The 22,167-nt window shown below is 68.2% G+C and carries 19 protein-coding genes and 1 pseudogene; 8 read left to right on the forward strand and 12 right to left on the reverse strand.

Annotation, left to right across the window (positions count from 1 at the left end):
• Positions 1 to 4: 4 nt before the first annotated feature.
• Positions 5 to 1,180 (reverse strand): ADP-forming succinate--CoA ligase subunit beta, encoded by a 1,176-nt coding sequence (gene sucC / locus AC5Y36_RS13435; protein WP_500041406.1) that lies wholly within the window; start codon positions 1,178 to 1,180, stop codon positions 5 to 7.
• Between the two features lie 252 nt (positions 1,181 to 1,432).
• Between sucC and AC5Y36_RS13440 the strand changes: the two genes are divergently transcribed.
• Together AC5Y36_RS13440 and AC5Y36_RS13445 are read left to right on the forward strand one after the other, a co-directional pair.
• Complete coding sequence (locus tag AC5Y36_RS13440) at positions 1,433 to 2,443, forward strand: M23 family metallopeptidase (RefSeq protein WP_500041407.1); 1,011 nt, start codon at positions 1,433 to 1,435, stop codon at positions 2,441 to 2,443.
• Positions 2,444 to 2,453: 10 nt separating this feature from the next.
• A complete protein-coding gene (locus tag AC5Y36_RS13445; RefSeq protein WP_500041408.1) occupies positions 2,454 to 3,041 on the forward strand; it encodes a hypothetical protein in 588 nt (195 codons plus the stop codon).
• A gap of 151 nt (positions 3,042 to 3,192) precedes the next feature.
• On the opposite strand, the gene pcrA is transcribed toward AC5Y36_RS13445, so the two are convergent.
• Complete coding sequence (gene pcrA / locus AC5Y36_RS13450; protein ID WP_500041409.1) at positions 3,193 to 5,535, reverse strand: DNA helicase PcrA; 2,343 nt, start codon at positions 5,533 to 5,535, stop codon at positions 3,193 to 3,195.
• 201 nt (positions 5,536 to 5,736) lie between these two features.
• Between pcrA and AC5Y36_RS13455 the strand changes: the two genes are divergently transcribed.
• On the forward strand, positions 5,737 to 6,042 hold the full coding sequence (locus AC5Y36_RS13455; protein WP_500041410.1) for a chorismate mutase: 306 nt from the start codon (positions 5,737 to 5,739) through the stop codon (positions 6,040 to 6,042).
• A gap of 91 nt (positions 6,043 to 6,133) precedes the next feature.
• On the opposite strand, the gene AC5Y36_RS13460 is transcribed toward AC5Y36_RS13455, so the two are convergent.
• Entirely contained in the window at positions 6,134 to 7,579 is a 1,446-nt protein-coding gene (locus tag AC5Y36_RS13460) for an NAD-dependent succinate-semialdehyde dehydrogenase (protein WP_500041411.1), read from the reverse strand.
• 50 nt (positions 7,580 to 7,629) lie between these two features.
• On the opposite strand from AC5Y36_RS13460, the gene pgi reads away from it, so the two are divergent.
• Positions 7,630 to 9,282, forward strand: coding sequence for a glucose-6-phosphate isomerase (pgi, locus tag AC5Y36_RS13465; RefSeq protein WP_500041412.1), 1,653 nt, complete (start codon positions 7,630 to 7,632; stop codon positions 9,280 to 9,282).
• Between the two features lie 84 nt (positions 9,283 to 9,366).
• On the opposite strand, the gene AC5Y36_RS13470 is transcribed toward pgi, so the two are convergent.
• The 7 genes and pseudogenes from AC5Y36_RS13470 to AC5Y36_RS13500 form a co-directional block, all read right to left on the reverse strand.
• Positions 9,367 to 10,116 carry an SDR family oxidoreductase gene (locus AC5Y36_RS13470; protein ID WP_500041413.1) on the reverse strand — a complete coding sequence of 250 codons (750 nt, stop codon included), beginning with the start codon at positions 10,114 to 10,116 and terminating at the stop codon, positions 9,367 to 9,369.
• A gap of 9 nt (positions 10,117 to 10,125) precedes the next feature.
• Positions 10,126 to 10,593, reverse strand: a complete 468-nt coding sequence (locus AC5Y36_RS13475) for a zinc finger domain-containing protein (RefSeq protein WP_500041439.1) — start codon at positions 10,591 to 10,593, stop codon at positions 10,126 to 10,128.
• Between the two features lie 153 nt (positions 10,594 to 10,746).
• Positions 10,747 to 10,989, reverse strand: a pseudogene (locus AC5Y36_RS13480) (DNA-formamidopyrimidine glycosylase family protein); the annotation flags it as partial.
• Between the two features lie 18 nt (positions 10,990 to 11,007).
• Positions 11,008 to 11,397 (reverse strand): phage holin family protein, encoded by a 390-nt coding sequence (locus AC5Y36_RS13485; protein ID WP_500041414.1) that lies wholly within the window; start codon positions 11,395 to 11,397, stop codon positions 11,008 to 11,010.
• A gap of 358 nt (positions 11,398 to 11,755) precedes the next feature.
• Positions 11,756 to 12,040: a hypothetical protein gene (locus AC5Y36_RS13490; protein WP_500041415.1), complete on the reverse strand. Its 285-nt coding sequence runs from the start codon at positions 12,038 to 12,040 to the stop codon at positions 11,756 to 11,758.
• 53 nt (positions 12,041 to 12,093) lie between these two features.
• Positions 12,094 to 14,844: an ATP-binding protein gene (locus tag AC5Y36_RS13495; RefSeq protein ID WP_500041416.1), complete on the reverse strand. Its 2,751-nt coding sequence runs from the start codon at positions 14,842 to 14,844 to the stop codon at positions 12,094 to 12,096.
• A 71-nt stretch (positions 14,845 to 14,915) separates the two neighbouring features.
• Positions 14,916 to 16,139, reverse strand: coding sequence for a geranylgeranyl reductase family protein (locus AC5Y36_RS13500; protein ID WP_500041417.1), 1,224 nt, complete (start codon positions 16,137 to 16,139; stop codon positions 14,916 to 14,918).
• Positions 16,140 to 16,320: 181 nt separating this feature from the next.
• Here AC5Y36_RS13500 and AC5Y36_RS13505 point away from each other — a divergent pair, with 181 nt between their 5' ends.
• The 3 genes from AC5Y36_RS13505 to AC5Y36_RS13515 all read left to right on the forward strand — a co-directional run bounded on the left by AC5Y36_RS13505 (position 16,321) and on the right by AC5Y36_RS13515 (position 18,835).
• Positions 16,321 to 17,226, forward strand: a complete 906-nt coding sequence (locus AC5Y36_RS13505; protein ID WP_500041418.1) for an AurF N-oxygenase family protein — start codon at positions 16,321 to 16,323, stop codon at positions 17,224 to 17,226.
• Positions 17,223 to 17,891 (forward strand): DUF4873 domain-containing protein, encoded by a 669-nt coding sequence (locus AC5Y36_RS13510; RefSeq protein ID WP_500041419.1) that lies wholly within the window; start codon positions 17,223 to 17,225, stop codon positions 17,889 to 17,891. Before AC5Y36_RS13505 ends, AC5Y36_RS13510 begins: the two co-directional genes overlap by 4 nt.
• Before the next feature lie 77 nt (positions 17,892 to 17,968).
• Entirely contained in the window at positions 17,969 to 18,835 is an 867-nt protein-coding gene (locus AC5Y36_RS13515) for a TIGR03619 family F420-dependent LLM class oxidoreductase (RefSeq protein WP_500041420.1), read from the forward strand.
• Positions 18,836 to 18,962: 127 nt separating this feature from the next.
• Here the strand turns inward: AC5Y36_RS13515 and AC5Y36_RS13520 are convergent, their stop codons facing one another.
• On the reverse strand, positions 18,963 to 20,111 hold the full coding sequence (locus AC5Y36_RS13520; protein WP_500041421.1) for an amino acid deaminase/aldolase: 1,149 nt from the start codon (positions 20,109 to 20,111) through the stop codon (positions 18,963 to 18,965).
• Complete coding sequence (locus AC5Y36_RS13525) at positions 20,108 to 20,752, reverse strand: TetR/AcrR family transcriptional regulator (protein WP_500041422.1); 645 nt, start codon at positions 20,750 to 20,752, stop codon at positions 20,108 to 20,110. Before AC5Y36_RS13525 ends, AC5Y36_RS13520 begins: the two co-directional genes overlap by 4 nt.
• Before the next feature lie 59 nt (positions 20,753 to 20,811).
• Between AC5Y36_RS13525 and AC5Y36_RS13530 the strand changes: the two genes are divergently transcribed.
• On the forward strand, positions 20,812 to 22,113 hold the full coding sequence (locus tag AC5Y36_RS13530; RefSeq protein ID WP_500041423.1) for a D-arabinono-1,4-lactone oxidase: 1,302 nt from the start codon (positions 20,812 to 20,814) through the stop codon (positions 22,111 to 22,113).
• Positions 22,114 to 22,167: the final 54 nt, after the last annotated feature.

The following is a 22,167-nucleotide window of genomic DNA, read 5'->3' on the forward strand; positions in this document are numbered from 1 at the left end:
CGCCTTACGCGTCCTTTCCAGCGTTGGCCAGCTCAGCGGCCTTGTCGGCGGCCTCGTCCATGGTGGGAACGACGGTCACCAGCGGGTGGTTGGCCTCGGCCAGGATGCGCCGACCCTCCTCGACGTTGTTGCCGTCGAGGCGGACCACCAGCGGCTTGGTGGCGGTGTCCCCGAGGATCTGCAGCGCCGACACGATGCCGTTGGCCACCGCGTCGCACGCCGTGATGCCACCGAACACGTTGACGAACACGCTCTTGACCTGCTTGTCACCCAGGATGACGTCCAGGCCGGCGGCCATCACCTCCGCGGAGGCACCGCCGCCGATGTCGAGGAAGTTGGCCGGCTTCACGCCACCGTGCTTCTCCCCGGCGTAGGCGGTGACGTCCAGCGTCGACATGACCAGGCCGGCGCCGTTGCCGATGATGCCGACCTGCCCGTCCAGCTTGACATAGTTGAGGTCGTGTTCCTTGGCCTTGAGCTCCAGCGGGTCGGTGGCGTCGCGGTCCTCGAACTCGGCGTGACCGGGCTGGCGGAACTCGGCGTTACCGTCCAGGGTGACCTTGCCGTCCAGCGCCAGGATCTGGTCGTCGGGGGTGCGCACCAGCGGGTTGACCTCGACCAGGGTGGCGTCTTCGGCAACGAAGACCTCCCACAGCTTCTGAATCGTGACCGCAGCGGCGTCAAGCACCTCGGCCGGCAGGTGGCCCTGCTCGGCGATCGAACGCGCGAAGGCCAGGTCGACACCCTTGACCGCGTCGACGGGCACCTTGGCCAGCCGGTCGGGCTTGGTCGCGGCGACCTCTTCGATCTCCATACCGCCTTCCACCGAGCACATGGCCAGGTAGGTGCGGTTGGAGCGGTCCAGCAGGAACGAGATGTAGTACTCCTCGGCGATGTCGCTCGCCTCGGCCACCAGCAGCTTCTTGACGATGTGGCCCTTGATGTCCAGGCCGAGAATGTTCTGCGCGTGGGTGAGTGCGTCGTCGGGGGTGGCGGCGTACTTGACGCCACCGGCCTTGCCGCGGCCGCCGGCCTTGACCTGCGCCTTCACCATGACCGGCCGACCGATCTCGGTGGCGATGGCTTTGGCGTCCTCAGCGGAGGTGGTCACCCGACCCGGGGTGGTGGGAACGTTGTGCTTGGCGAACAGTTCCTTCGCCTGATACTCGAAAAGATCCATGGCCTCACTGTCTATCGTCGGCTGTCGGCGAAATCGGATACGAAGCGACCTCGCTCGGGGAACTGTATCGACCTACTAGCGAGTACCCTTTGTCGCCTACCACACATGTGGTGCATCTCACCGAGAGCGCAGCGTGATGCAGGTCACAAGCATTGTCCTATTTAGGGCATTACTTGCAAGTTTCGAGGCGCGGTCGCTACTCTCTGCAAGGTCTCGATAACGTTCTGGTCACGACCAAAGGGATATTTCGGGTTGACGAACCGCGGCTGGCAGCCTCCTGCTCATCAGGCAACCATTCGTGGACCGCGCATCTCCGCACCCAGCCGCAACGAGATCACCGACATCATTCCGTTCAACGAATTCGGTGACCTGGATGACGCGGGTTTCAGCGACAACGCCGCGTTCGACGGCGAGCTGGCCCTGCTGCACGCGCCCGAGCTGGACGACCTGCACGAGATCGACAACCTGAGTACCGCGACGCTGGCCTTCCGGGCGGACGAGGCCGACACAGCGGTTACCGAGCGGCGCACCGCTGAGTACACCCACCTCGTCGACGTCACCGCCCGTCGCGGACACCACCGCAAGCCGACAAACAACCTGGTCAAGAGCCGGATCATGGTTGCGGCCATGGCGGCCGGCGCGGCCTCCGCCGCCGCGCACGCCGCGATCACCGCCTCGCACAACGAGACGCCGGCAACGGTGTTGGCGGCCGATGTGGCACCGATGAACGCGGCGGCCGACGACGCCCCGCAGGGCATCCAGATGGTCGCGATCCGTCCCGCCGCAAACACGGTGGTGCACGACAAGGAATTCGCCACCGGCGTGGCCTACGCGCAGGAACGCGCCGAGCGTGAGGCGCGGCTGCAGCGGCCGCTGTTCGCCCAGCCGACCCGGGGCGTTTTCACCTCGGGCTTCGGCTACCGGTGGGGCGCGCTGCACGGCGGCATCGACGTCGCCAACGCCATCGGCACGCCGATCGTGGCCGTGACCGACGGGGTGGTGATCGAGGCAGGCCCGGCCGCCGGCTACGGCATGCTGGTCAAGCTGCGCCACGCCGACGGGACCGTCACCCTGTATGGCCACGTCAACACCACCACGGTCAGCGTCGGCCAGCGGGTGATGGCCGGCGATCAGATCGCCACGCTGGGTAACCGCGGTGACTCCACCGGCCCGCATCTGCACTTTGAAGTGCTGCTCAATGGTTCCAGCCGCACCGACCCGGTGCCGTGGCTGGCCAAGCGCGGCATCCACATGGGGGCCTAAACTCGGTCTGGTGACCGAGCCGCACCAACCCGCTTCCGGCCCACTTCCCCCGCACCCCAGTGGTCCCCTGCCCCCGCATCCCAGTGGCCCCATCGGCCCGATGTCGGAGACAGCCCGGGCACGCATCATCCGTCGGGCCCCCACCGGTGCCATACCGATCCCCAGCAGCCGCGAGATCCACGCACAGCCGCTGGCGCCGACACCGATGCCGACGACCACCATCGGGCGCCCCAGCGCCAACGTGCCCATCGCAACCGGCATCGTCACCATCCTCAGCGGCTGGGCGACCGGGGTGGTGGCCACCGACCTGATCGCCGGCTGGTGGCAGACCGACCGGTTGTTCTGTGTGGCGGTCGGGTTCTTGACCCTGGTATTCGCGGCAACGACGGTGTTCGGGGTGACCGTGCTGCTGCGTCAGCAGTTCATCGGCCGCTACCTGATCGCGGTCGGCGCCGCGATCGCCTTGCTGACGTTCGGCGCGGTGTTCATCGCCGGCGCCCGGGTCCCGTGGATCGTCTACACGATCCCGCTGCTACAGATCGCCAGCGGGCTGCTGGCAATGCACCCGGCGACCAAACGCTGGCTGCTGTTCGGCTGAGCGACTGCCGAGCCGGCTAGAGCATCGGGCGGCGACCCGCTGCACCCGGCTTCGCCGCGCTTGCGATCGCCGCCAGCGCATCGAGCGGCGACCCGCTGCACCCGGCTTCGCCGCGCTTGCGATCGCCGCCAGCGCATCGCGCGGCGACCCGCTAGAGCTTCGCGATCGGGGCGTGGTTGTGCATCAGCTTGACCCGCCCGGCGCTGCCGAAGTCGATCAGCGACATCGCGGACTCGCCCATCCCGGAGACTTCCTCCACGCGGCCCAGTCCGTACTTGTCGTGGGTCACCCGGTCCCCGGGCGCGAGCACCACCAGCGGGCGCTTGCCCGCCGACCGGGCCGGCGACGGCCGTGGCGTGCCGAACTGCGCCGTGACCGGCGCCGAAAACGCCGGGGTGGTGTCGGTGCGCCGCCAATCGATCAGCTCGGCCGGAATCTCCTGAAGGAAGCGGGATTCCGGGTTGACCATCGGCTGGCCCCACGATGAACGCACCTTGGCTCGGCTGACGTAGAGACGTTGGCGGGCCCGGGTGATCCCGACGTAGGCCAGCCGACGCTCCTCGGAGAGTTCACGCGGGTCCCCCAACGCACGCATGTGCGGGAACATGCCGTCCTCCCAGCCGGTCACGAACACCACCGGGAATTCCAGTCCCTTGGCGGTGTGCAGCGTCATCAGCGTGACCACGCCGGCGCTGTGTTCGGGGATCTCATCGGCGTCGGCGACCAGCGACACGCGCTCCAGGAACTCGGCCAGCACACCGGTGTCGGGTACGTCCTCGTCGTCGGGCTCGGCATCCTCCAGCGCCGCCGCGTTGGCCCGATCGATCGCGAATTCGTGTGCGACGCTGACCAGTTCGTTCAGGTTGTCCAGCCGGGCCAAATCCTGCGGGTCGCTGGAGGACTCCAGTTCGCGACGGTATCCGGTCCGGTCCAGCACCGCCTCGACCAGTTCCCCCAGATCGCCGTCGAGCAGACCGCGCAGACCGTCGAGCAACTCGACGAACCCGGCGATCGCCTTCTCCGAGCGGGTGTTGAGCATCGGCACCCGCCCCTCGGCGGCGGCGACCAGCGCGTCGGCGAATCCGGCGCCGGTGTTCTCGGCGTGCACCGCGACACAGGCCTCGGCGCGATCGCCGATGCCCCGGCGTGGGGTGTTGAGGATGCGCCGCAGACTCACCGCATCGCCGGGGTTGTCCAGCACCCGCAGGTAGGCGACGATGTCGCGGATCTCCTTGCGCTCGTAGAACCGCACGCCGCCGACCACCCGGTACGGGATGCCGGCGCGGATGAACACCTCTTCTACCGCCCGCGACGCGTTGTTGGTCCGGTAGAACACCGCGACGTCGCTGAAGTTGAGCTGTCCTTTTTCGACCAGGGCGTCGACTTCTTGGGCCACGAACCGGGCCTCGTCGTGCTCGTTGTCGGCGACGTAGCCGACGATCAGTTCGCCCTCGCCGGCGTCGGTCCACAGCCGCTTCTCGCGGCGCCCGGCGTTGCGGGCGATCACCGAGTTGGCCGCGGACAGGATGTTCTGGGTGGAGCGGTAATTCTGTTCCAGCAGGATGGTGGTCGCATCGGGGTAGTCGCGTTCGAAGTCCTCGATGTTGCGGATGGTGGCACCGCGGAACGCATAGATCGACTGGTCGGCGTCGCCGACCACGCACAACTCGGCCGGGGTGATCTGGTCGTCGGCACGCGCTCCGCCCTGCCCATGCGACGGTCCCAGCTTCGCCGCTGAACCGCCGTGCCCGGCCAGCTCGCGCACCAGCACGTACTGGGCGTGGTTGGTGTCCTGGTATTCGTCGACCAGGATGTGCCGGAAACGGCGCCGGTAGTGCTGGGCGACCTGCGGGAAGGCCTGCAGGACGCCGACCGTCTCCCCGATCAGATCGTCGAAGTCGAGCGCGTTGGCCGTCCGCAGCCGACGCTGGTACTCGGAGTAGACGTCGGCGACGACGTGCGCGAGGTCATCGGAGCCCTCGGTCAGGTTGGCGTGTGCCTGCTCGGGGTCGATCAACTCGTTCTTCAGGTTGGAGATGGCGTTGGCCAGCAGCCGCGGCGAGTGTCGCTTGACGTCCAGGCCCATGTCGCGGCCGATCATCAGCAGCAGGCGCCGCGAGTCGTCGGCGTCATAGATGGAGAAATTGGAGTTCAACCCCGGAATCAGCGCCGCCTGGTTGCGCAGGATCCGCACGCAGGTCGAGTGGAACGTCGAGACCCACATGGATTGAGCGCGGGGCCCGATCAGGCCGATCACCCGTTCCCGCATCTCGGCGGCGGCCTTGTTGGTGAAGGTGATCGCCAACACCTGCCCGACGCCGACGTCGCGCGCCGCCAGCAGATAGGCGATGCGCCGGGTCAGCACGGCCGTCTTGCCCGAACCCGCCCCGGCAACGATCAGCAGCGGCGATCCCTCATGCAGCACCGCCTGCCGCTGTTGCGAGTTGAGTCCGTCGAGCAGGTGGTCGGTGTCCGGGGTCAAATGCACACTCATATCCCGCCCAACGTACCGCCGCCAACCGACGGTCTTTGCGCTGGCACGACCGTTAGTGGCACACTCGGTTCGTGCTTGACGCGCAGCTTCGATTTTTCTACGGATACCGGCCAGCGGTATCCGTGGCGTAGCTACTTTTCTTCAGCCCCGCGGTCCGCATCCGGATCCGGGGCTCGTCTGTTGTGTGAGGCCCGAAGGCGGATGAGACCAGAACCCACCAACAGCAAGAATGCGGAGTCAGAAACCATGTCTAACACCGATCAGCTCGACGACATCGACGAGCTGCGACACGAGATCGACCGGCTCGACGCCACCATCTTGGCGGCGGTCAAACGCCGCACCGAGGTTTCCCAGCAGATCGGCAAGGCCCGGATGGCCTCCGGCGGTACCCGGCTGGTGCACAGCCGGGAGATGAAGGTCATCGAGCGCTACAGCGAGCTCGGCCCGGACGGCAAGGACCTGGCGATGCTGCTGCTGCGGTTGGGCCGCGGCCGGTTGGGCCACTGAGTTCGCGTTTCTGCCGAGATCGACGGTAGCGCGCCGTCCTCTCGTACTTTCCCGCGCTCACGTCGATCTCGGCGCGTAAAGACCTCAACAGCTAAGGTAGCGCGATGTACTTGGTCTCCAGGTACTCCTCGATGCCCTCGTAGCCGCCCTCGCGACCGAACCCGGACGACTTGACGCCTCCGAATGGCGCGGCCGGATCGGAGATGACGCCGCGGTTGATGCCGACCATCCCGGAATAGATGGCCTCGGCCACCCGCAGCGCACGATCCACCGACGCGGTGTAGACGTAGGCGGCCAGCCCGTAGTCGGTGGCGTTGGCGGCGGCCACCCCCTCGTCCTCGCTGTCGAAGCCGACGATCGGTGCGACCGGGCCGAACACCTCTTCGTGCAGGATCCGGGCGTCGGCGGGCACATCGGTGAGCACGGTGGCCGGGTAAAAGTGTCCCGGCCCGCCCGGCGCGACACCGCCGAGGGCCAGGCGCGCACCGCGCGACACGGCGTCGTCGACCAGTGTGGTCACGGTGCCCAGCTGCTTGGCGTTGATCAGCGGCCCCAGCGTCGCCGCCGGGTCCAGGCCGCAGCCCAGACGGAACTCCGCCATCCGGGCGATGAGCTTGTCGGTGAACTCCGCGCGCACCGCATTGGCGACGTGGAACCGGTTGGCGGCGGTGCAGGCCTGCCCGCCGTTGCGCATCTTGGCCAGCATCGCGCCGTCGACGGCGGCATCGACATCGGCATCGTCGAACACCACGAACGGGGCGTTGCCGCCCAGCTCCATCGACAGCCGCAGCAACTTGTCCGAGCCCTGCTTGGCCAGCAGCCGCCCCACCCCGGTCGATCCGGTGAAGCTGAGCTTGCGGATGCGCCCGTCGTCGATGAGCGCGGTGGTCAGCGCACCGGGATCACTGGTCGGCAGCACCGACAGCACCCCGTGCGGCAACCCGGCGTCATACATCAGCTGGGCCAGCAGCAGCATTGTCAGCGGAGTTTCGTCGGCCGGTTTGACGATGATCGTGTTGCCGGCCGCCAGCGCCGGACCGATCTTGCGGGTGCCCATCGCCAACGGGAAGTTCCACGGGGTGATCGCCAGGCACGGACCGACCGGCGCCTTGGTCACCAGGATGCGGCCGTTGCCGGTGGGGCTGGGGGTGAAGCGGCCACCGATACGGACGGCTTCCTCGGCGAACCAACGGAAGAACTCCGCGCCGTAGCGCACCTCGCCTTTGCTTTCGGCGAGCACCTTGCCCATCTCGAGGGTCATCACGGCGGCGATGTCGTCGGCGCGCGCGGCGATGGTCTCGAACACCGCGCGCAGGATCTCGCCGCGGTCGCGCGCCGGGGTGGCCGCCCAGTCGCCCTGAACGGCAGCGGCGGCATCCAACGCGGCGATCCCGTCCGGCGGGGTGGCATCGGCGACGGTCGTGATCGCCTCGCCGGTGGCGGGGTCACGCACCTCGAAGCTGGACGAGCCGGCACGCTGCGCGCCGCCGATCCACAACCCGGTCGGCACCGATGACAACAACGCGGCAGTGTCCATCGCTCCATCATTGACACCGCCGCCCGCGACCCGGCATTAGGGTCGAAACCATGACCGCAGCCGACATCACCGCCACCGACGCCTGGAACGCCCTGCGCCAACATCATCAGCGAATCGGCGACACCCATCTGCGGCAGCTCTTCGCCGACGATCCCGACCGCGGCCGTCAGCTCGCGGTCACGGTCGGTGATCTCTACATCGACTACAGCAAGCACCGCATCACCCGCGAGACGCTGGCGCTGCTGATCGATCTGGCCCGCGCCGCCGGGCTGGAGCAGCGCCGCGACGCGATGCTGGCCGGCGCGCACATCAACACCTCCGAGGACCGCGCGGTGCTGCACACCGCGCTGCGGTTGCCGCGGGGCACCGAGTTGATCGTCGACGGCCACGACGTGGTCGCCGATGTGCACGCGGTGCTGGACGCGATGGGTGATTTCACCGATCGGCTGCGCAGCGGCGAGTGGACCGGGGCTACCGGAAAGCGGATCGAGACGGTGGTCAACATCGGCATCGGCGGATCGGACCTGGGCCCGGTGATGGTGTATCAGGCGCTGCGGCACTACGCCGACGCCGGCATATCAGCGCGGTTCGTGTCCAATGTCGATCCGGCCGACCTGATCGCCACCCTGGCCGATTTGGAGCCGGCGACAACGCTTTTCATCGTCGCCTCCAAGACGTTTTCGACACTGGAGACGCTGACCAACGCCACCGCGGCGCGGCGCTGGCTCACCGATGCGCTCGGTGACGCCGCGGTGTCCCGGCATTTCGTCGCCGTCTCCACCAACAAGCGCCTGGTCGACGATTTCGGGATCAACACCGACAACATGTTCGGCTTCTGGGACTGGGTCGGCGGGCGGTATTCGGTGGACTCCGCGATCGGGTTGTCGGTGATGGCGGCGATCGGGCGCGAACGGTTCGGCGAATTCTTGTCCGGCTTCCACATCGTCGACGAACATTTCCGCACCGCGCCGCTGGAGTCCAACGCGCCGGCCCTGCTGGGACTCATCGGTCTGTGGTATTCGAATTTCTTTGGCGCCCAATCACGCGCGGTGCTGCCCTATTCCAACGACCTGTCCCGTTTCGCCGCCTATCTGCAGCAGCTGACCATGGAGTCCAACGGCAAGTCGGTGCGCGCCGACGGCACCCCGGTCAGCACCGACACCGGTGAAATCTATTGGGGTGAGCCGGGAACCAACGGCCAGCACGCCTTCTACCAGTTGCTGCACCAGGGCACCCGGCTGATCCCGGCCGATTTCATCGGCTTCGCCGAACCGACCGGCGACCTGGCGACCGCGGACGGCACCGGCAGCATGCACGACCTGCTGATGAGCAACTTCTTCGCCCAGACGCAGGTGTTGGCGTTCGGCAAGACCGCCGAGGAGATCGCCGCGGAGGGAACGCCGGCAGATGTGGTGGCGCACAAGGTGATGCCCGGCAACCGGCCCACCACCTCGATCCTGGCCAGCACGCTGACCCCGTCGGTGCTGGGCCAGTTGATCGCACTCTACGAGCATCAGGTGTTCACCGAGGGCGTCGTGTGGGGCATCGACTCGTTCGACCAGTGGGGGGTGGAGTTGGGCAAGACCCAGGCCAAGGCGCTGCTGCCGGTGATCACCGGTGCAGCGTCGCCGGCGCCGCAGTCCGACAGCTCGACTGATGCGCTGGTGCGGCGCTATCGCGTGGAGCGCGGCCGGGCCGGCTAGCCCCTAGCCCCGCGAGTGGCAACCTCGTGACGCGACACGCCGCGGCGGCGTCGTCAGGTTGCCTCTCGCGGCAACGGGGTCGGCTCAGGCGAAGGGTTTGGTGAAGCGCGGCGGCAGCACCCGAAGCATGGCCACCAGCGGTGCCCACGGCCAGGCCGGCACCACCGCGCGGCCGGTTTCGCGCTCGATGGCGCGCACCATCGCCTTGACCCCGGTCTCGTTGTCGACCATGAGCATGGTCGACGCGGACTTCGCGGTCATCTCCGATTCGATGTAGCCCGGCTCCAGGACGGTGACCCGGATCGGGCCGCTGGCGTATTCGGCACGCAACGACTCCCCCAGCGACGTCACGCCGGCCTTGCTGGCGGCGTAGGCCGCCTTCACCCCGGGCACCCCCTTGTTGCCCAGCACCGAGGACACCAGCACCAGATGCCCCGATCCGGCCGTGGTGAACATCTCCAGTGCGGTCTCGATCTGCACCAGCGCGGAGACCAGATTGGTTGTGATGGTGGCCTTGTTGGCCCACAGCTTCCCCGAGCCCAGCCGCGCCCCCTTGCCGACGCCGGCGTTGACGATGACGCGGTCGATGCCGCCCAGGGTGTCCGACAGCTCGGCGAACACCTTCGGCACGGCGTCGTGGTCATCGACGTCGAGTGCGGCGATTGCGACCGTGATGTTCGGATATGTCTGGGTCAGTTCGTCTTTGAGCTCATCGAGCCGGTCGATGCGGCGGGCGCACAGCGCCAGGTCGCGGCCGCGGGCCGCGAACGCGCGAGCCATGCCGGCGCCCAGGCCGGAGCTGGCTCCGGTGATGAGGATCTTCTGGCGGGTCACCCCGGCAGCCTACTTGAGCAGCTTGGACATCCGTCGGTCGGCAAGCACCTTGCCGCCGGTCTGGCAGGTCGGGCAGTACTGAAACGACTTGTCGGCGAACGAGACTTCGCGCACCGTGTCCCCGCAGACCGGGCAGGGCAGGCCGGTGCGGGCATGCACCCGCAGGCCCGACCGCTTCTCCCCCTTCAACGTGGCCGCCTGCTGGCCGACGGAGCGGGTGACGGCGTCGGTCAGCACCGAGGTCATCGCGTCGTGCAGCGCGGCAACCTGGTCCGAGGAGAGCTTGCCGGCGGTGGCGAACGGGGAAATCCGTGCCGTGTGCAGGATCTCGTCGCTGTAGGCGTTGCCGATCCCGGCGATCGCCTTCTGGTCGGTGATGACGGTTTTGATCCGCGCGGTGTTGCCGGCCAGCAGACCGGCCAGGTCCTCGACGCCGACGGCCAGCGCATCGGGCCCCAGCCCGGCAATGCCGGGCACCGCGGCGGGGTCGTCGACCAGCCACACCGCCAGCCGCTTCTGGGTGCCGGCCTCGGTGAGGTCGAACCCGGGGGCCTGCCCCGGGGTGCCCAGGTGGACCCGCAGCGCGATCGGCCCCTTGCCGGGCCGCAGCGGCGCCGCGGCCAGCGCGTCTGACCAGCGCAGCCAGCCCGCCCGGGAGAGGTGCGCGATCAAAAACAGCTCACCGGCCTGCAGACCCAGGTACTTACCCCAGCGATGGGCACCCGTGACGGTCTGTCCGTGCAAGGCCGTCACCGGTGGGTCGAAGGTCTTGAGCACCGACAGGGCCGCCACATCGATGCGGCCGATGGTCGCGCCGACGGCGTGCCGGCGCAGATGGTCGGCGAGTGCTTCGACTTCGGGGAGTTCGGGCACGGGCTCCAGTCTGCCTGCTTAGCGGGCGGCCCGCCCGGCCACCAGCGACAGCAGCCAGCTCACCACCGACAACACGATCGCCGCCCAGATCGCCGTCCACCAGAAGTGGTCGATCTGCAGCCCCCAGTGCGTGGTGTTCTCGGTGATCCACGCGGTCAGCCACAGCATGAAAGCGTTGATCACGATGTGGAACAGGCCCAGCGTCACGATGTAGAGCGGGATCGACAGCAGCTGCACGACCGGTTTGATGAACGCGTTGACCAATCCGAAGATCACCGCGACGACGAAGATGATGCCGATCCGCTGGGCCGTGGTGTCACCGCCGATGAATCGGATTCCGTCGACCAGCAGCGTCACGATCCACAAGGCGAGACCGGTCAGTCCGGCACGCAGCAGAAATGCAGCCATGGCGTGAATCTACTCGCTCGCGCATCCTGCGTGAGCGAGTAGATTCACGCGACCCGGCTCGGCGTGTCGAATGCCGTCTCAGCGATGATGTCCGCCTGCACCGGCGATCTCGACCGGGCCCGCGCCGACATGTATGCCTTGCAGCAGCAGATGCGCGACGGCGGCACCGAAATCGACGCCCGTCGAACGGCGGCGCTTGTTGTGCTGCAGCCGTTACCGGACGGCTCAGCCCCACTCACGGCTGCGAGATGGACGCAAGCTCCTACCTTCCCGAGGCCGTCGAGACGTTCACCGCTCTGGGCCGCGTCGAGGAGGCCGGGAACACCTGAATACCGCGCGGGCACGTCCTGGTAGCCCGCTAGCTCCCGGTGGCACCGATGCGGGCGCGGACGCCGGCGGTGATCCGGTCGACGTGCCATCCGGCTTGCCGGCACACCGTCAGGACGGCATCACGGGAATCCGCGGCGAACACGCCGAACAGTGTCTCGTCGGTGGGCGCGGTCAACGCCACCAGCAGTTTCACCCGATTGGCGGTCGCTGCGGCGGTCAGCCGGTCAATGGCGGCATCCACGGCCGACTCCACCAGGTCGGGTTGATACCACTCGACCAGGAAGCACTGACGCGCAGACTCGCTGTCGCCCATACGCCTGACGTTAGCGATCAAGATGCCGGATGGAACCAGGGTTTTCCCTGGACTTAGTCGGAGTTGAGAGCGGCGAACAGCCCGGCGCGGGAGCGGATGCCCAGCTTGCGGTACACACTGCTCAAGGTCATCTCCACGGTCTTGGCGGCGATGAACAACTCGGCGGCGATCTGCTTGTTGGACAGCCCGGCCGCGGCGTGTTCGGCGACGCGGCGCTCGGCGGCCGTCAGCCCGGTGCCCTGAGCCGTGGCGGTCAGCCGTTCCATCTCGGCGCGGGCGCGCTGCGCCCACAACGGTGCCCCCAATTGCTCGAAGGTCTCCAGCGCCGCGCGAAGGGTTGCCTCGGCGGCCTGCTTGCGGCGACGCCGACGCTGCACCTGCCCCAGCAACAGCTGGGTGCGCGCCGTTTCGAACGGCATCGACAGTCGCTCATGGTGTTGCAGCGCTTCACGAGCGGCTTCTTCGGCGGCGTCGAGCACGCCGCGCGCCGCCAGCAAGTGGCTACGGCCCCGGGCACCCACCGCCAGCATCCACGGCCGATCGAGGCGGGCGCCGTTGCGTTCCAGCGCAGCGATCAGCGGCTCGGCCTCGTCGAGACGACCCAGTGCCGTCAGCGCCTCCACCGCATCGGGAAGATAAGCACCGACGGCGATTTCGGTGCCATGCTCGGCATCGAACGAGGCCAGCAGCGGCGCCAGGGTGCTGACCGCGGCTTCGTGCTCGCCCAGTGACACGTCGACGAATCCCAGGGTCGCCACAGCCGACGCCAGGTGCAATGCGTCTCCGATGGCACGGGCCGCGTCGATGGCCGACCGCGCGGACGCCCGGGCGTCTTCGATACGCCCGGTGTAGGCAGCCACGTCGGCCTGACGTGCCCACGCACATCCGAGCACCATCTTGGCGCCCATCTGCTCGGCACGCTGCACGGCGTCGTCGGCTGCGGCGGCCGCTTCTGCGTAGCGGCCCAACCAGAGATCGACCATCGTGGAGTGGTCGGCCATCCACAAGATGTCAATCTCCGTCCCCCCCTCAAGCAGACGGCGTTGTACCGCACGCATCTGGTCTCGAGCGCCGTGCAAGTCCCCACTCCAGGAGCGAATCACCGGCACGACTGCGCTCGCCTGGAATGCCGCGGCCGCACCGCTGGCCGGAGCTTCCAGATCCAGCGCCAGCTGAAGGGCCGCCTCATCGACCCCGAGCCCGTAATCGAAACGGACCGTTGCCTGCATCGCCAACGCCTGGCTGTGCAGGGCGGCAATTCCGAGCTGCTCGGCCTGTGCCACCGCGATGCGCGCGTGATCAACGGATTCTTTGAAGCTTCCGATCAACCCGGCTAGCGGTATCAGCAACAGCCGGGCGTGCAGCTGCAGCAGCGGAGTGTCGACGGCTTGGTCGATCGCCTGGGTCAACAAGTCCGCGGCGGTCGCCACGCTTTGGTCGTACCCGGTTACCGCGGCCAGGGCGATCAACGCCATGCAGCGCAACGCGCTCGGCGAAGGCAATCCGTCCAACGTCGATTGCAGGTGAGCACGGGCCGGCGCGACGGCCCCGGAACGGAAGTGCTGCTCGGCGGCCGTCATCCGCCGCATGGGAGTGTCATCGCCGAGCTTGATGGCCAGCTCGATCAGCTCGGCGGCCACCGCCGGGGCACCGAGCGCTTTGGTGACCTCTACAGCCGCGTCGAGCGCCTTCACCGTGTCCGGGTCGCCGGTAGTCGCCGCCAGGGCCAGGTGCCGGGCTTTGATCTCGGGCTCCTGGACGACGTCGGCGAACCGGCGATGCATCGCCCGGCGGGCCGACGGGCCGGCGGAACTGTAAACCCCGGTGGCGAACAGGGGATGTCGGAACCGGATCCGGTTTCCGTCTAGTTGGATCACCCCCCTGGCCTGTTCGGATTCGACGACCTCGACGACCCGGTCAGGCTTGATGTCGGTGGCAAGGCTGACCCGCTCCACGGTCGGCAGCGCCGCACAGGCGGTGGCCAACAGCACCGCCGCGACCTCGTCGTCGGGCTGGCCGATGTGGTCTCGCACCAGCGCCGCCAGGCTGTCGGGGAGGCCGACGGCGGCTCGATCCGGATCCTCGGCGATGAACCGTGCCAGTTCGAGTGCGAAAAAGGGATTGCCCCCGGAGATTTCGTGAATCCGGGTGATAGCCGGGCGCGGGAGCGTACGACCCAACCGCGCCGATACCAGGGCATGCACACCGCCCAGGGTCAACCCGGAAATCCGCAGCCGCGCCAACGAATCGGGACGCGCGGGGTTCAGCCATGTCATGTCGACGGAATCCGCGCCGCCGGTCCGAACGACCATCAGCAGCCCGGCCCGACCGGTGAGCCGACGCGCCGCGAACCCGATCACGGCCCGGCTCGACATGTCCAACCACTGCGCATCGTCGATGCAGAGCAGCACCGGCGCGTCGGTAGTCAACCCGCGGATCACCGCCAGGAACGCGGTCGCCACCATCCGCTCGTTGCCGGCGGGGCCGTCACCCTCGCCCATCAGCACCCGTTCCAGCGCCGCATGCTGCACCTCGGGGAGCTCCGCCAACACCTGCGGGTCAACCAGGGACAACAGGTCGGCCACCGCGGCGTAGGCATAGCGCACCTCGGTCGGGGCGCCCACCGCCGAGAGCACCCGGAATCCCCTGGTCGCCGCGTCCTCCGCGGCTCCCCACAGCAGGGTGGACTTGCCGATGCCCGCTTCACCCTCGAGCACCAGCGCCGCCGGCTCGGTCAGGGTGCGCTCCAGGAAATCGCGCAGCGCCGCGGACTCGGCGTTACGCGCCACCACACCTGACGACATAGCCCCGCATCTTGCCAAACGGCCCCGGTCTTCTCCCCGGAAAATGCAAGTTCGGGCGCTGCGGCGTGAATCTATCCCGGCGCCCCCGGATCGCCGGCGCTTCGCGGGGTGTTGCGCACCTTTCGCGGATCGCCCCAGCCTTCCCAGAACAGCAGCCGCGATTGCAGCCACGGATGGTTCACGCTGTCCAGCAGCACGCGGCCGGCGTTGGCGACCGCCGGGACGCCGGCCACCTTGTGGAACAGCCGGCCGCGGCGGTATTCCGAACCCCACACGTCGGCGATGCGCTGCTGGTAGTTGGTGAAGTCGTCGGGGCCGCCGTTGATCAGCGACGCGATCGCGCACTCCCCGGCGGCCAGCCCGGACTGCAGCGCCTTGGAAATGCCGGCGCCCGACGCGGGCCGGGCCGCCCCCAGCGCGTCGCCGGCGAACAGCACCCCGGGCCGCCACGGCGGCCACGCGGTGAACCCCATCGGCAATCGCCAGCCCTGAACACCGTGGGCTTCCTTGAGCTGCGACAGCGCGGGCAGCTCCCATTCCGGGGGCAGCCCGGCGATGAACGCGGCCAGCAGGTCGGCGGCATTGATCTGGTGCCAGTTGCGGTAGCTGTTGACGTACCCGAGCCCGATGTTGACCCGCCCGCCGCCGAGCGGGAAAACCCAGGCGTAGCCCGGCAATTGGTCCCCGTGGTGCGTCAGCTTCAAATGGATGTCGAGGGAATCGGAGTCCGGCCGATTCGCCGGCATCTCGGCGCGGATGGCGATCGCGGAGTAGCCGTTGTAGCGCGAGGCGAGATTCAGTCCGCGTTTGACCGGCGAGTACGCGCCGTCCGCGGCGATGACCGCGTCACCCAGCACCTGTTCGCCGTTGCGCAGCCGCACGCCGATCACCCGGCCGTCGTCGTCCACGACCGGGCCGGCGACGTCGGCGGACTGCCGCACCTCGGCACCGGCCGACTCGGCGTTCTTCAGCAGCATCGCGTCCAGTTCGGTACGGCGGGCGACGTGGCCGTGGTCGGGCATGCCGGGCCGGTGCGGGAACGGCAACGCCCATTCGCGCGGGCTGAAGACCGTGGCGCACTCGACGCGATGAAACTTGGCGACCTCGTCGGCCAGGCCCATCTTCTGGATGAAGTTGACGGCGCGCGGCGTCAATCCGTCGCCGCAGGGTTTGTCGCGCGGGAACGCCGCCTTGTCCAAGACCACCACCCGCGCGCCGGTCTGGACGGCTTGCCAGGCCGCCGCCGAGCCCGCCGGACCGCCACCGGCGATCACCAGGTCGTATCGTTTGCGCACCGGTGTCCTCCCCCGCTTCCTGGAGGCGATGTGGATACTGCCCGATGCTAACGAAAGGCGCCGACACCCGCTGGTCTGCCGATTCCGGACGAGACCCCAAGTATCCGGTACCGTGGGTATTGACTATTCGTCTGGTTCTTCGTAGCTTCTCCGGAGCGGCAACGGCAGCAAGGGGACACACATGACGATCGATACGGTGAGAACAGACGGCCCGACGCGCGACGAGTTCGCCGAGCGCCTGCTCAAGGGTTCGGTGAAGAAGTCCTACGCGCCCATCGTCGACATCGACTGGGACGCCCCGCTGGAGCCGGACAAGTTCTTCCTGCCTCCGCGGATGTGCACGCTCTACGGCACAACGCTGTGGGAGTCGATGACCCGCGAGCAGCAGATCGAGTCGTCGCGGCAGGAATTGATCAACATCCTCTCGGCCGGTATCTGGTTCGAGAACATCCTCAACCAGGCGCTGCTGCGCGAGATGATGCATCAGAACCCCACCGCCAGCGCCACCCACTACCAGCTGACCGAGCTGGGCGACGAAACCCGGCACATGGTGATGTTCGGCAAGGCCATCGACCGCATCGGCGGGGTCCCGGTGCGGCCCAAGTACTACCAGCGCGTCACCATCAACCTGCTGCCGAAGCTGTTCCGGGGCAGCGTGCTGTGGGGGGCCGCGCTGGTCGGCGAGGAGATCTTCGACGCGTTGCAGCGTCAGATCCTCGATGACACCGAACTGCAGCCGATCGTGCGACGGCTGATGCGCATCCACGTCACCGAAGAGGCCCGCCACATCCAGTTCGCCCGCGACGGCTTGCGCCAGCGGGTTCCGACGCTGCCGTGGTACCGGCGGGTCTTCATCGCCAATCTGCAAGGTGTCGGCGGCCCGTTCTACCGCTACCTGTTCACCGTGCCGGTGGTGTACAGCCGGATCGGGCTCGACGGTGTCCACACCCGCCGAATCGCACGCGCTAATCCCAACTTCCACGCCAACTGCCGCTCGGCGTTCGCACCACTGGCGGCGTTCTTCGAAGAAGTCGGCCTGATGGGCCGGCTGGGCCGGCGGATGTGGTTCCGGGCCGGGTTCCTGTGAACATCATCGTGATCGGCGACCCGGCGCGCGCCCCGGGTCTGCAGCCCGATGCGGTCGTGGGATCCGTGACATCAGCCCGGTTCGACAACCGCACCGACAGCTGGACGGTGACCTCAGACGACGGCCGTGACCTGACCGCCCGGGTGCTGGTGGACACCACCCCGGGCGACGACGGTGTCGTCGCCGCGCACGGCGTCCCCAACCACTTCCGGATCCCCGGCCCGCACACCGAGCGTCAGGCCCGCTACGTCGCCGCGCTCCTCGACGGGTTCGGCCGCACCGGATCGACCCGCATCGAGGCACGGTCGACGGTGCGAGTGCACCGGCTGCTGCCCACCCGCGGCCTGGCTCGGTTCTACCTGGACGGATCTGTCGGCGACGACGAGCTGTACGACGGCGCCGCGGTGCTCACGCACGGCGGGCAGGAACACCCGGCGCGGGTCCGGCTGACCGGGCATGTCGATCCGATCGACGGTCAATACCATTGGCAGGGAATGCTGTTCGCCGAGCTGACCGGTGAGCGGGTGACCGGGTCACGAGTGAGCCTGCGGATCGGTGAGCACACCGCGCAGGCGCGGATCTCCGAGCGGACACCGTGGGGCACCCTGTCGGTGGTCGGCGATGCGGGCTACCCGCCGTTCCCGTTGGCCGAGGTCTCGGCCTAGGTCGCGCCGACCGCACTCTCCATCAAACTGGAACGCGTTCTAGTATTCGGGTTAGCGTTCAACCAGAGGAGACGACCGTGCGGTTCAGCTATGCCGAGGCAATGACCGACCACAGCTTCTACATCCCGCTGGCCAAGGCGGCCGAGGCGGCCGGCTATCACAGCATGACGATCCCGGACAGCGTCGCTTACCCCTTCGAATCGGATTCCAAGTACCCCTACACCCCCGACGGCAACCGCGAGTTCCTCGACGGCAAGTCGTTCATCGAGACGTTCGTCCTGATCGCGGCGCTGGGCGCGGTCACCAGCACGCTGCGGTTCACCCCGTTCGTGGTCAAGCTGCCGATCCGCCCGCCCGCGCTGGTCGCCAAGCAGGCCGGCTCGCTGGCCGCGCTGATCGGCAACCGGCTCGGGCTCGGGGTCGGAACCAGCCCGTGGCCGGAGGACTACGAGCTGATGGGTGTCCCGTTCGCCAAGCGGGGCAAGCGGATGGACGAGTGCATCGAGATCATTCAGGGGCTGACCACCGGGGAGTACTTCGAATTCCACGGCGAGTTCTACGACATCCCCAAGACCAAGATGACCCCGGCTCCCACCGCGCCGATCCCGATCCTGGTCGGCGGGCACGCCGACGCCGCGCTGCGTCGCGCGGCCCGCGCCGACGGCTGGATGCACGGCGGCGGGGACGCCGAGGAACTCGACCGGCTGATCTCCCGACTGGGTCAATTGCGTGCGGAAGAAGGCCGCAGCGGGCCCTTTGAGATCCACGTGATCTCGCTGGACGGGTTCACCGCCGACGGCATCAAACGGCTGGAGGACAAGGGCGTCACCGACGTCATCGTCGGCTTCCGGGTGCCCTACATCAACGGTCCCGACACCGAGCCGCTGGACACCAAGATCGCCAACCTGGAACGGTTCGCCGAGCACGTCATCGCGAAGGTCTGATCCGCGAGCAGCTATCCAGGGGGCTTCGCCCCGTGGTGGAGGATGAAGATTTGACCGAGTGTGCGGATTGGTACCCAACACGCCGCTCAATGCGTACCAGACCGCACGCTCGCCGGATGTTGGGCCGTCAGCCGAAGTTGCGGCCCTCGCCGCGGTAGGACGGGACCGACTCGACGATCCGCTCCCCCTCGACGACGTGCACCGTGTCGAAGCGTTCCAGCAGTTCACCGGCCTTGGCGTGGCGCAGCCACACCCGGTCGCCGATCTGCAGCGCGGCGGCCCCGGTGACCGGCGTCTGCACCTCGCCGGCACCCTCGGTGCCGATCATCGCCAACCCCGGGGTGGCCAGCTTGGGCAGCCGCGATTTCCCCGGCTGCCCGGAGGCGATGTACCCGCCGCCGAACAGTGTCGCGATCTTCGACGTCGGCTTGCGGACGACCGACAACGCGAAATAGAGCGCCGGCCGCGACTCGAACGCGTCGTAGCGGTCGAAGATGCCCGACATGTACAGGCCCGATCCGGCGGTCACCTCGGTCACGCACGGGTCCGCGGAGCTGATTTCGAGGCTGCCGGTGCCCCCGGAGTTGACGATCTCCAACTCATCCGGAAGGGCACTGTGCACCGCATCGACGACGGCCGAGCGTCGCCGCGACAGCTCGGCCGCCGACGCCTTCTTCATCAGCCGCACCGCCGCGGAGGTGTCTTGCAGACCGGCGATCTGCGCTTCGTAGAACATCACGCCGACAACGCGGAAGCCTTGGGCTCGCGCAGTTTCGGCCAGCGCGCGGGCGGCCGACGGGGTGCGGATCGGTGAGCGCCGTACCCCCAGGTGCAGCGGCCCGATCCGCAGCGAGGCGTCGATGTCCAGACAGATCCGCACTGGCGCCGACCCGGCGGCGGCACGGATCAGGCCGAGCTGGGCCGGGTCGTCGACCATCAGCGTGATCGCGTCGTGCAGGGCGGCGTCGGCGCCGAGTTCGGCCAGCGCGGCGCGGTCGGCGCTCGGATAGCCCAGCAGCACATCGGACACTCCGTGTCGGGCCAGCCAGATCGCCTCGCGCACCGAATAGGCCATGACGCCGGCGAAGCCCGGGGTCGCCAGCGCCTGTTCCAGCGCCCAGCGACAGCGCACCGATTTGCTGGCCACCCGCACCGGCTTGCCGCCGGCTCGCCGGACCAGATCGGCCGCGTTCACTTCGAAAGTGTGCAGGTCCAGTGCGGCCAGCGGCGGGTCCAGCGCCGCCGTCGCCCGGGTCAGCGCGCTCACGTCGGTCATGCGGAGGCCTTTCGCCGGCGGCGCGGTGACTTGGCGTAGGTCTGCAGATAGCCGCTGAACCGGGCGAGCCGGGCCCGGGCCGCCCCGGCGTCACCGTCGACCAGCCAGCGCAAGGTGACGCCGTCGATCATCGCGAGCATTTCGTCGGCCAGTTCGTCGACCGGGCGCAGCCACTGCGATCGAGTGCTGGTGCCGGCGACTGCCAGCAGCGCGGCGACGGCGCCGTGTGCCGCCTGGTACTGGCGGGTGGCCACCTCGTTCAGTGCCGGGCTGCGCAGCGCATGGGTAGTGATCTCGTAGGTCAGCAGTTGCGCCTCACGGGTGTGCTGGATTCCATTCCACATCCCGTCCAGCGCGCACTGCAGGGCGGACTCGAGGTCGCCGGCGTCGTCGAAACCCTGCGCCCCGGACGCGGCAGCGAGTAGGTCGTCGACGATCCGTTCCGCCAGCGCGACGAACAGCTCGTCCTTGTCGTCGAAGCAGTAGTGCACGACGCCCAGGGCAACGCCGGCCCGCTCGGCCACGCGTCGGATCGTGGTGGCCGCGATGCCCTCGGCGATCGCCACGTCGAGCGCGGCCGAGACCAGCTGCACGCGGCGCTCGGCCTGGGGAAGTCGGGATCGCATGTATCCATCAAACATCTGGACGCTCGTCCAAGTCAAGCTTGACTTGGACGAGCGTCCAATTGATAGTGGAGGGCATGACCACGTGGAGGAACTGGGCCGGCACCGCCAGTGCGCAACTTGCCGGCGTCGAATCACCGGCCACCGTCGCGCAGCTACAGGACGTGATACGCGGCGCCGCCGAACGCGGGGTGCGGGTCAAGCCGATCGGGTCGAGTCACTCGTTCACCACGATCGGGGCCACCGACGGCATCCAACTCAAGCTGACCAATATGACCGGAATCGTGGACGCCGACGCGAAGAGCGGACTGGTCACCGTGCGCGCCGGCACCCCGCTACAGGCACTCAACGAGGCACTCTGGGAGCAGGGGCTGGCGATGTCGAACCTGGGCGACGTTGACGTACAGACGATTTCGGGTGCGGTGTCCACCGGGACGCACGGCACCGGCGCCCGGCTGGGCGGCATCGCCACCCAGATACGGGCGCTGGATCTGGTGCTCGCCGACGGCTCGCTGGTGCACTGCAGCGCGAGTGAGAACCCCGACCTGTTCGCCGCCGCCCGCGTCGGCCTCGGCGCGCTCGGTGTGATCGTCGCGGTCACGCTGCAGTGTGAACCCGCCTACGCCCTATCGGCGCGGGAGGCCCCGGATTCCCTGGACGCCGTGTTGGCCGATCTGGACGCAAACGTCGATGACAACGATCATTTCGAGTTCTACTGGTTTCCGCATACCCGCCGGGTGCTGACCAAACGCAACAACCGGATGCCGCCGGGCACCCCGCTGCGACCGGTCGGCCGGGTGCGGCACTACGTCGACGACGAGCTGTTGTCCAACCAGGTCTTCGAGGCGATCCAGCGGATGACGACTCGCTGGCCCGCGATGATCCCGCGCGCCAACAATATTGCCGCCCACATGCTCGGTGCCCGCGAGTACATCGACCGCTCCTATCGGGTCTTCGCCTCGGTGCGCAGCGTGCGCTTCCGGGAGATGGAGTATGCGGTGCCGCGGGCAGCGGTTCGGCAGGTCCTGGCCGAGATCGAAAAATATCTGCGGCGCAGCCGCGATCTGATCGGCTTTCCGGTCGAGGTGCGCTTTGCCGCCGCCGACGACATCTGGCTGTCCACCGCTAACGGGCGCGACAGCGCCTATATCGCGGTGCACCAGTATCACCGTCGCGACCATCGCGCGTACTTCGACACGGTGGAGGCGATCGCCGCCTCGGTGGGCGGCCGACCGCATTGGGGCAAGATGCACAACCGCACGGCCGAGGACCTGCGACCGACCTATCGGCACTTCGACGACTTCGTCGCACTGCGCGAAAAGCTGGATCCAGGGCGGCTGTTCGCCAACGAGTACCTCGACCGAGTGCTGGGGGACTGACCCGTGGCCGAGGAATACCAGGTCGGTCGGGGCATCGCCGACATCACCGGTGAA

It is taken from the genome of Mycobacterium sp. NGS50 (assembly GCF_059812545.1).

Coding starts and splice junctions, on each gene's coding strand:
- sucC (WP_500041406.1), bottom strand. CDS start 1,180: ATGGATCTTTTCGAGTATCAGGCGAAGGAACTGTTCGCCAAGCACAAC.
- pcrA (WP_500041409.1), bottom strand. CDS start 5,535: ATGAGTGTGCATTTGACCCCGGACACCGACCACCTGCTCGACGGACTC.
- AC5Y36_RS13455 (WP_500041410.1), top strand. CDS start 5,737: ATGAGACCAGAACCCACCAACAGCAAGAATGCGGAGTCAGAAACCATG.
- AC5Y36_RS13460 (WP_500041411.1), bottom strand. CDS start 7,579: ATGGACACTGCCGCGTTGTTGTCATCGGTGCCGACCGGGTTGTGGATC.
- pgi (WP_500041412.1), top strand. CDS start 7,630: ATGACCGCAGCCGACATCACCGCCACCGACGCCTGGAACGCCCTGCGC.
- AC5Y36_RS13485 (WP_500041414.1), bottom strand. CDS start 11,397: ATGGCTGCATTTCTGCTGCGTGCCGGACTGACCGGTCTCGCCTTGTGG.
- AC5Y36_RS13490 (WP_500041415.1), bottom strand. CDS start 12,040: ATGGGCGACAGCGAGTCTGCGCGTCAGTGCTTCCTGGTCGAGTGGTAT.
- AC5Y36_RS13495 (WP_500041416.1), bottom strand. CDS start 14,844: ATGTCGTCAGGTGTGGTGGCGCGTAACGCCGAGTCCGCGGCGCTGCGC.
- AC5Y36_RS13505 (WP_500041418.1), top strand. CDS start 16,321: ATGACGATCGATACGGTGAGAACAGACGGCCCGACGCGCGACGAGTTC.
- AC5Y36_RS13520 (WP_500041421.1), bottom strand. CDS start 20,111: ATGACCGACGTGAGCGCGCTGACCCGGGCGACGGCGGCGCTGGACCCG.
- AC5Y36_RS13525 (WP_500041422.1), bottom strand. CDS start 20,752: ATGTTTGATGGATACATGCGATCCCGACTTCCCCAGGCCGAGCGCCGC.
- AC5Y36_RS13530 (WP_500041423.1), top strand. CDS start 20,812: ATGACCACGTGGAGGAACTGGGCCGGCACCGCCAGTGCGCAACTTGCC.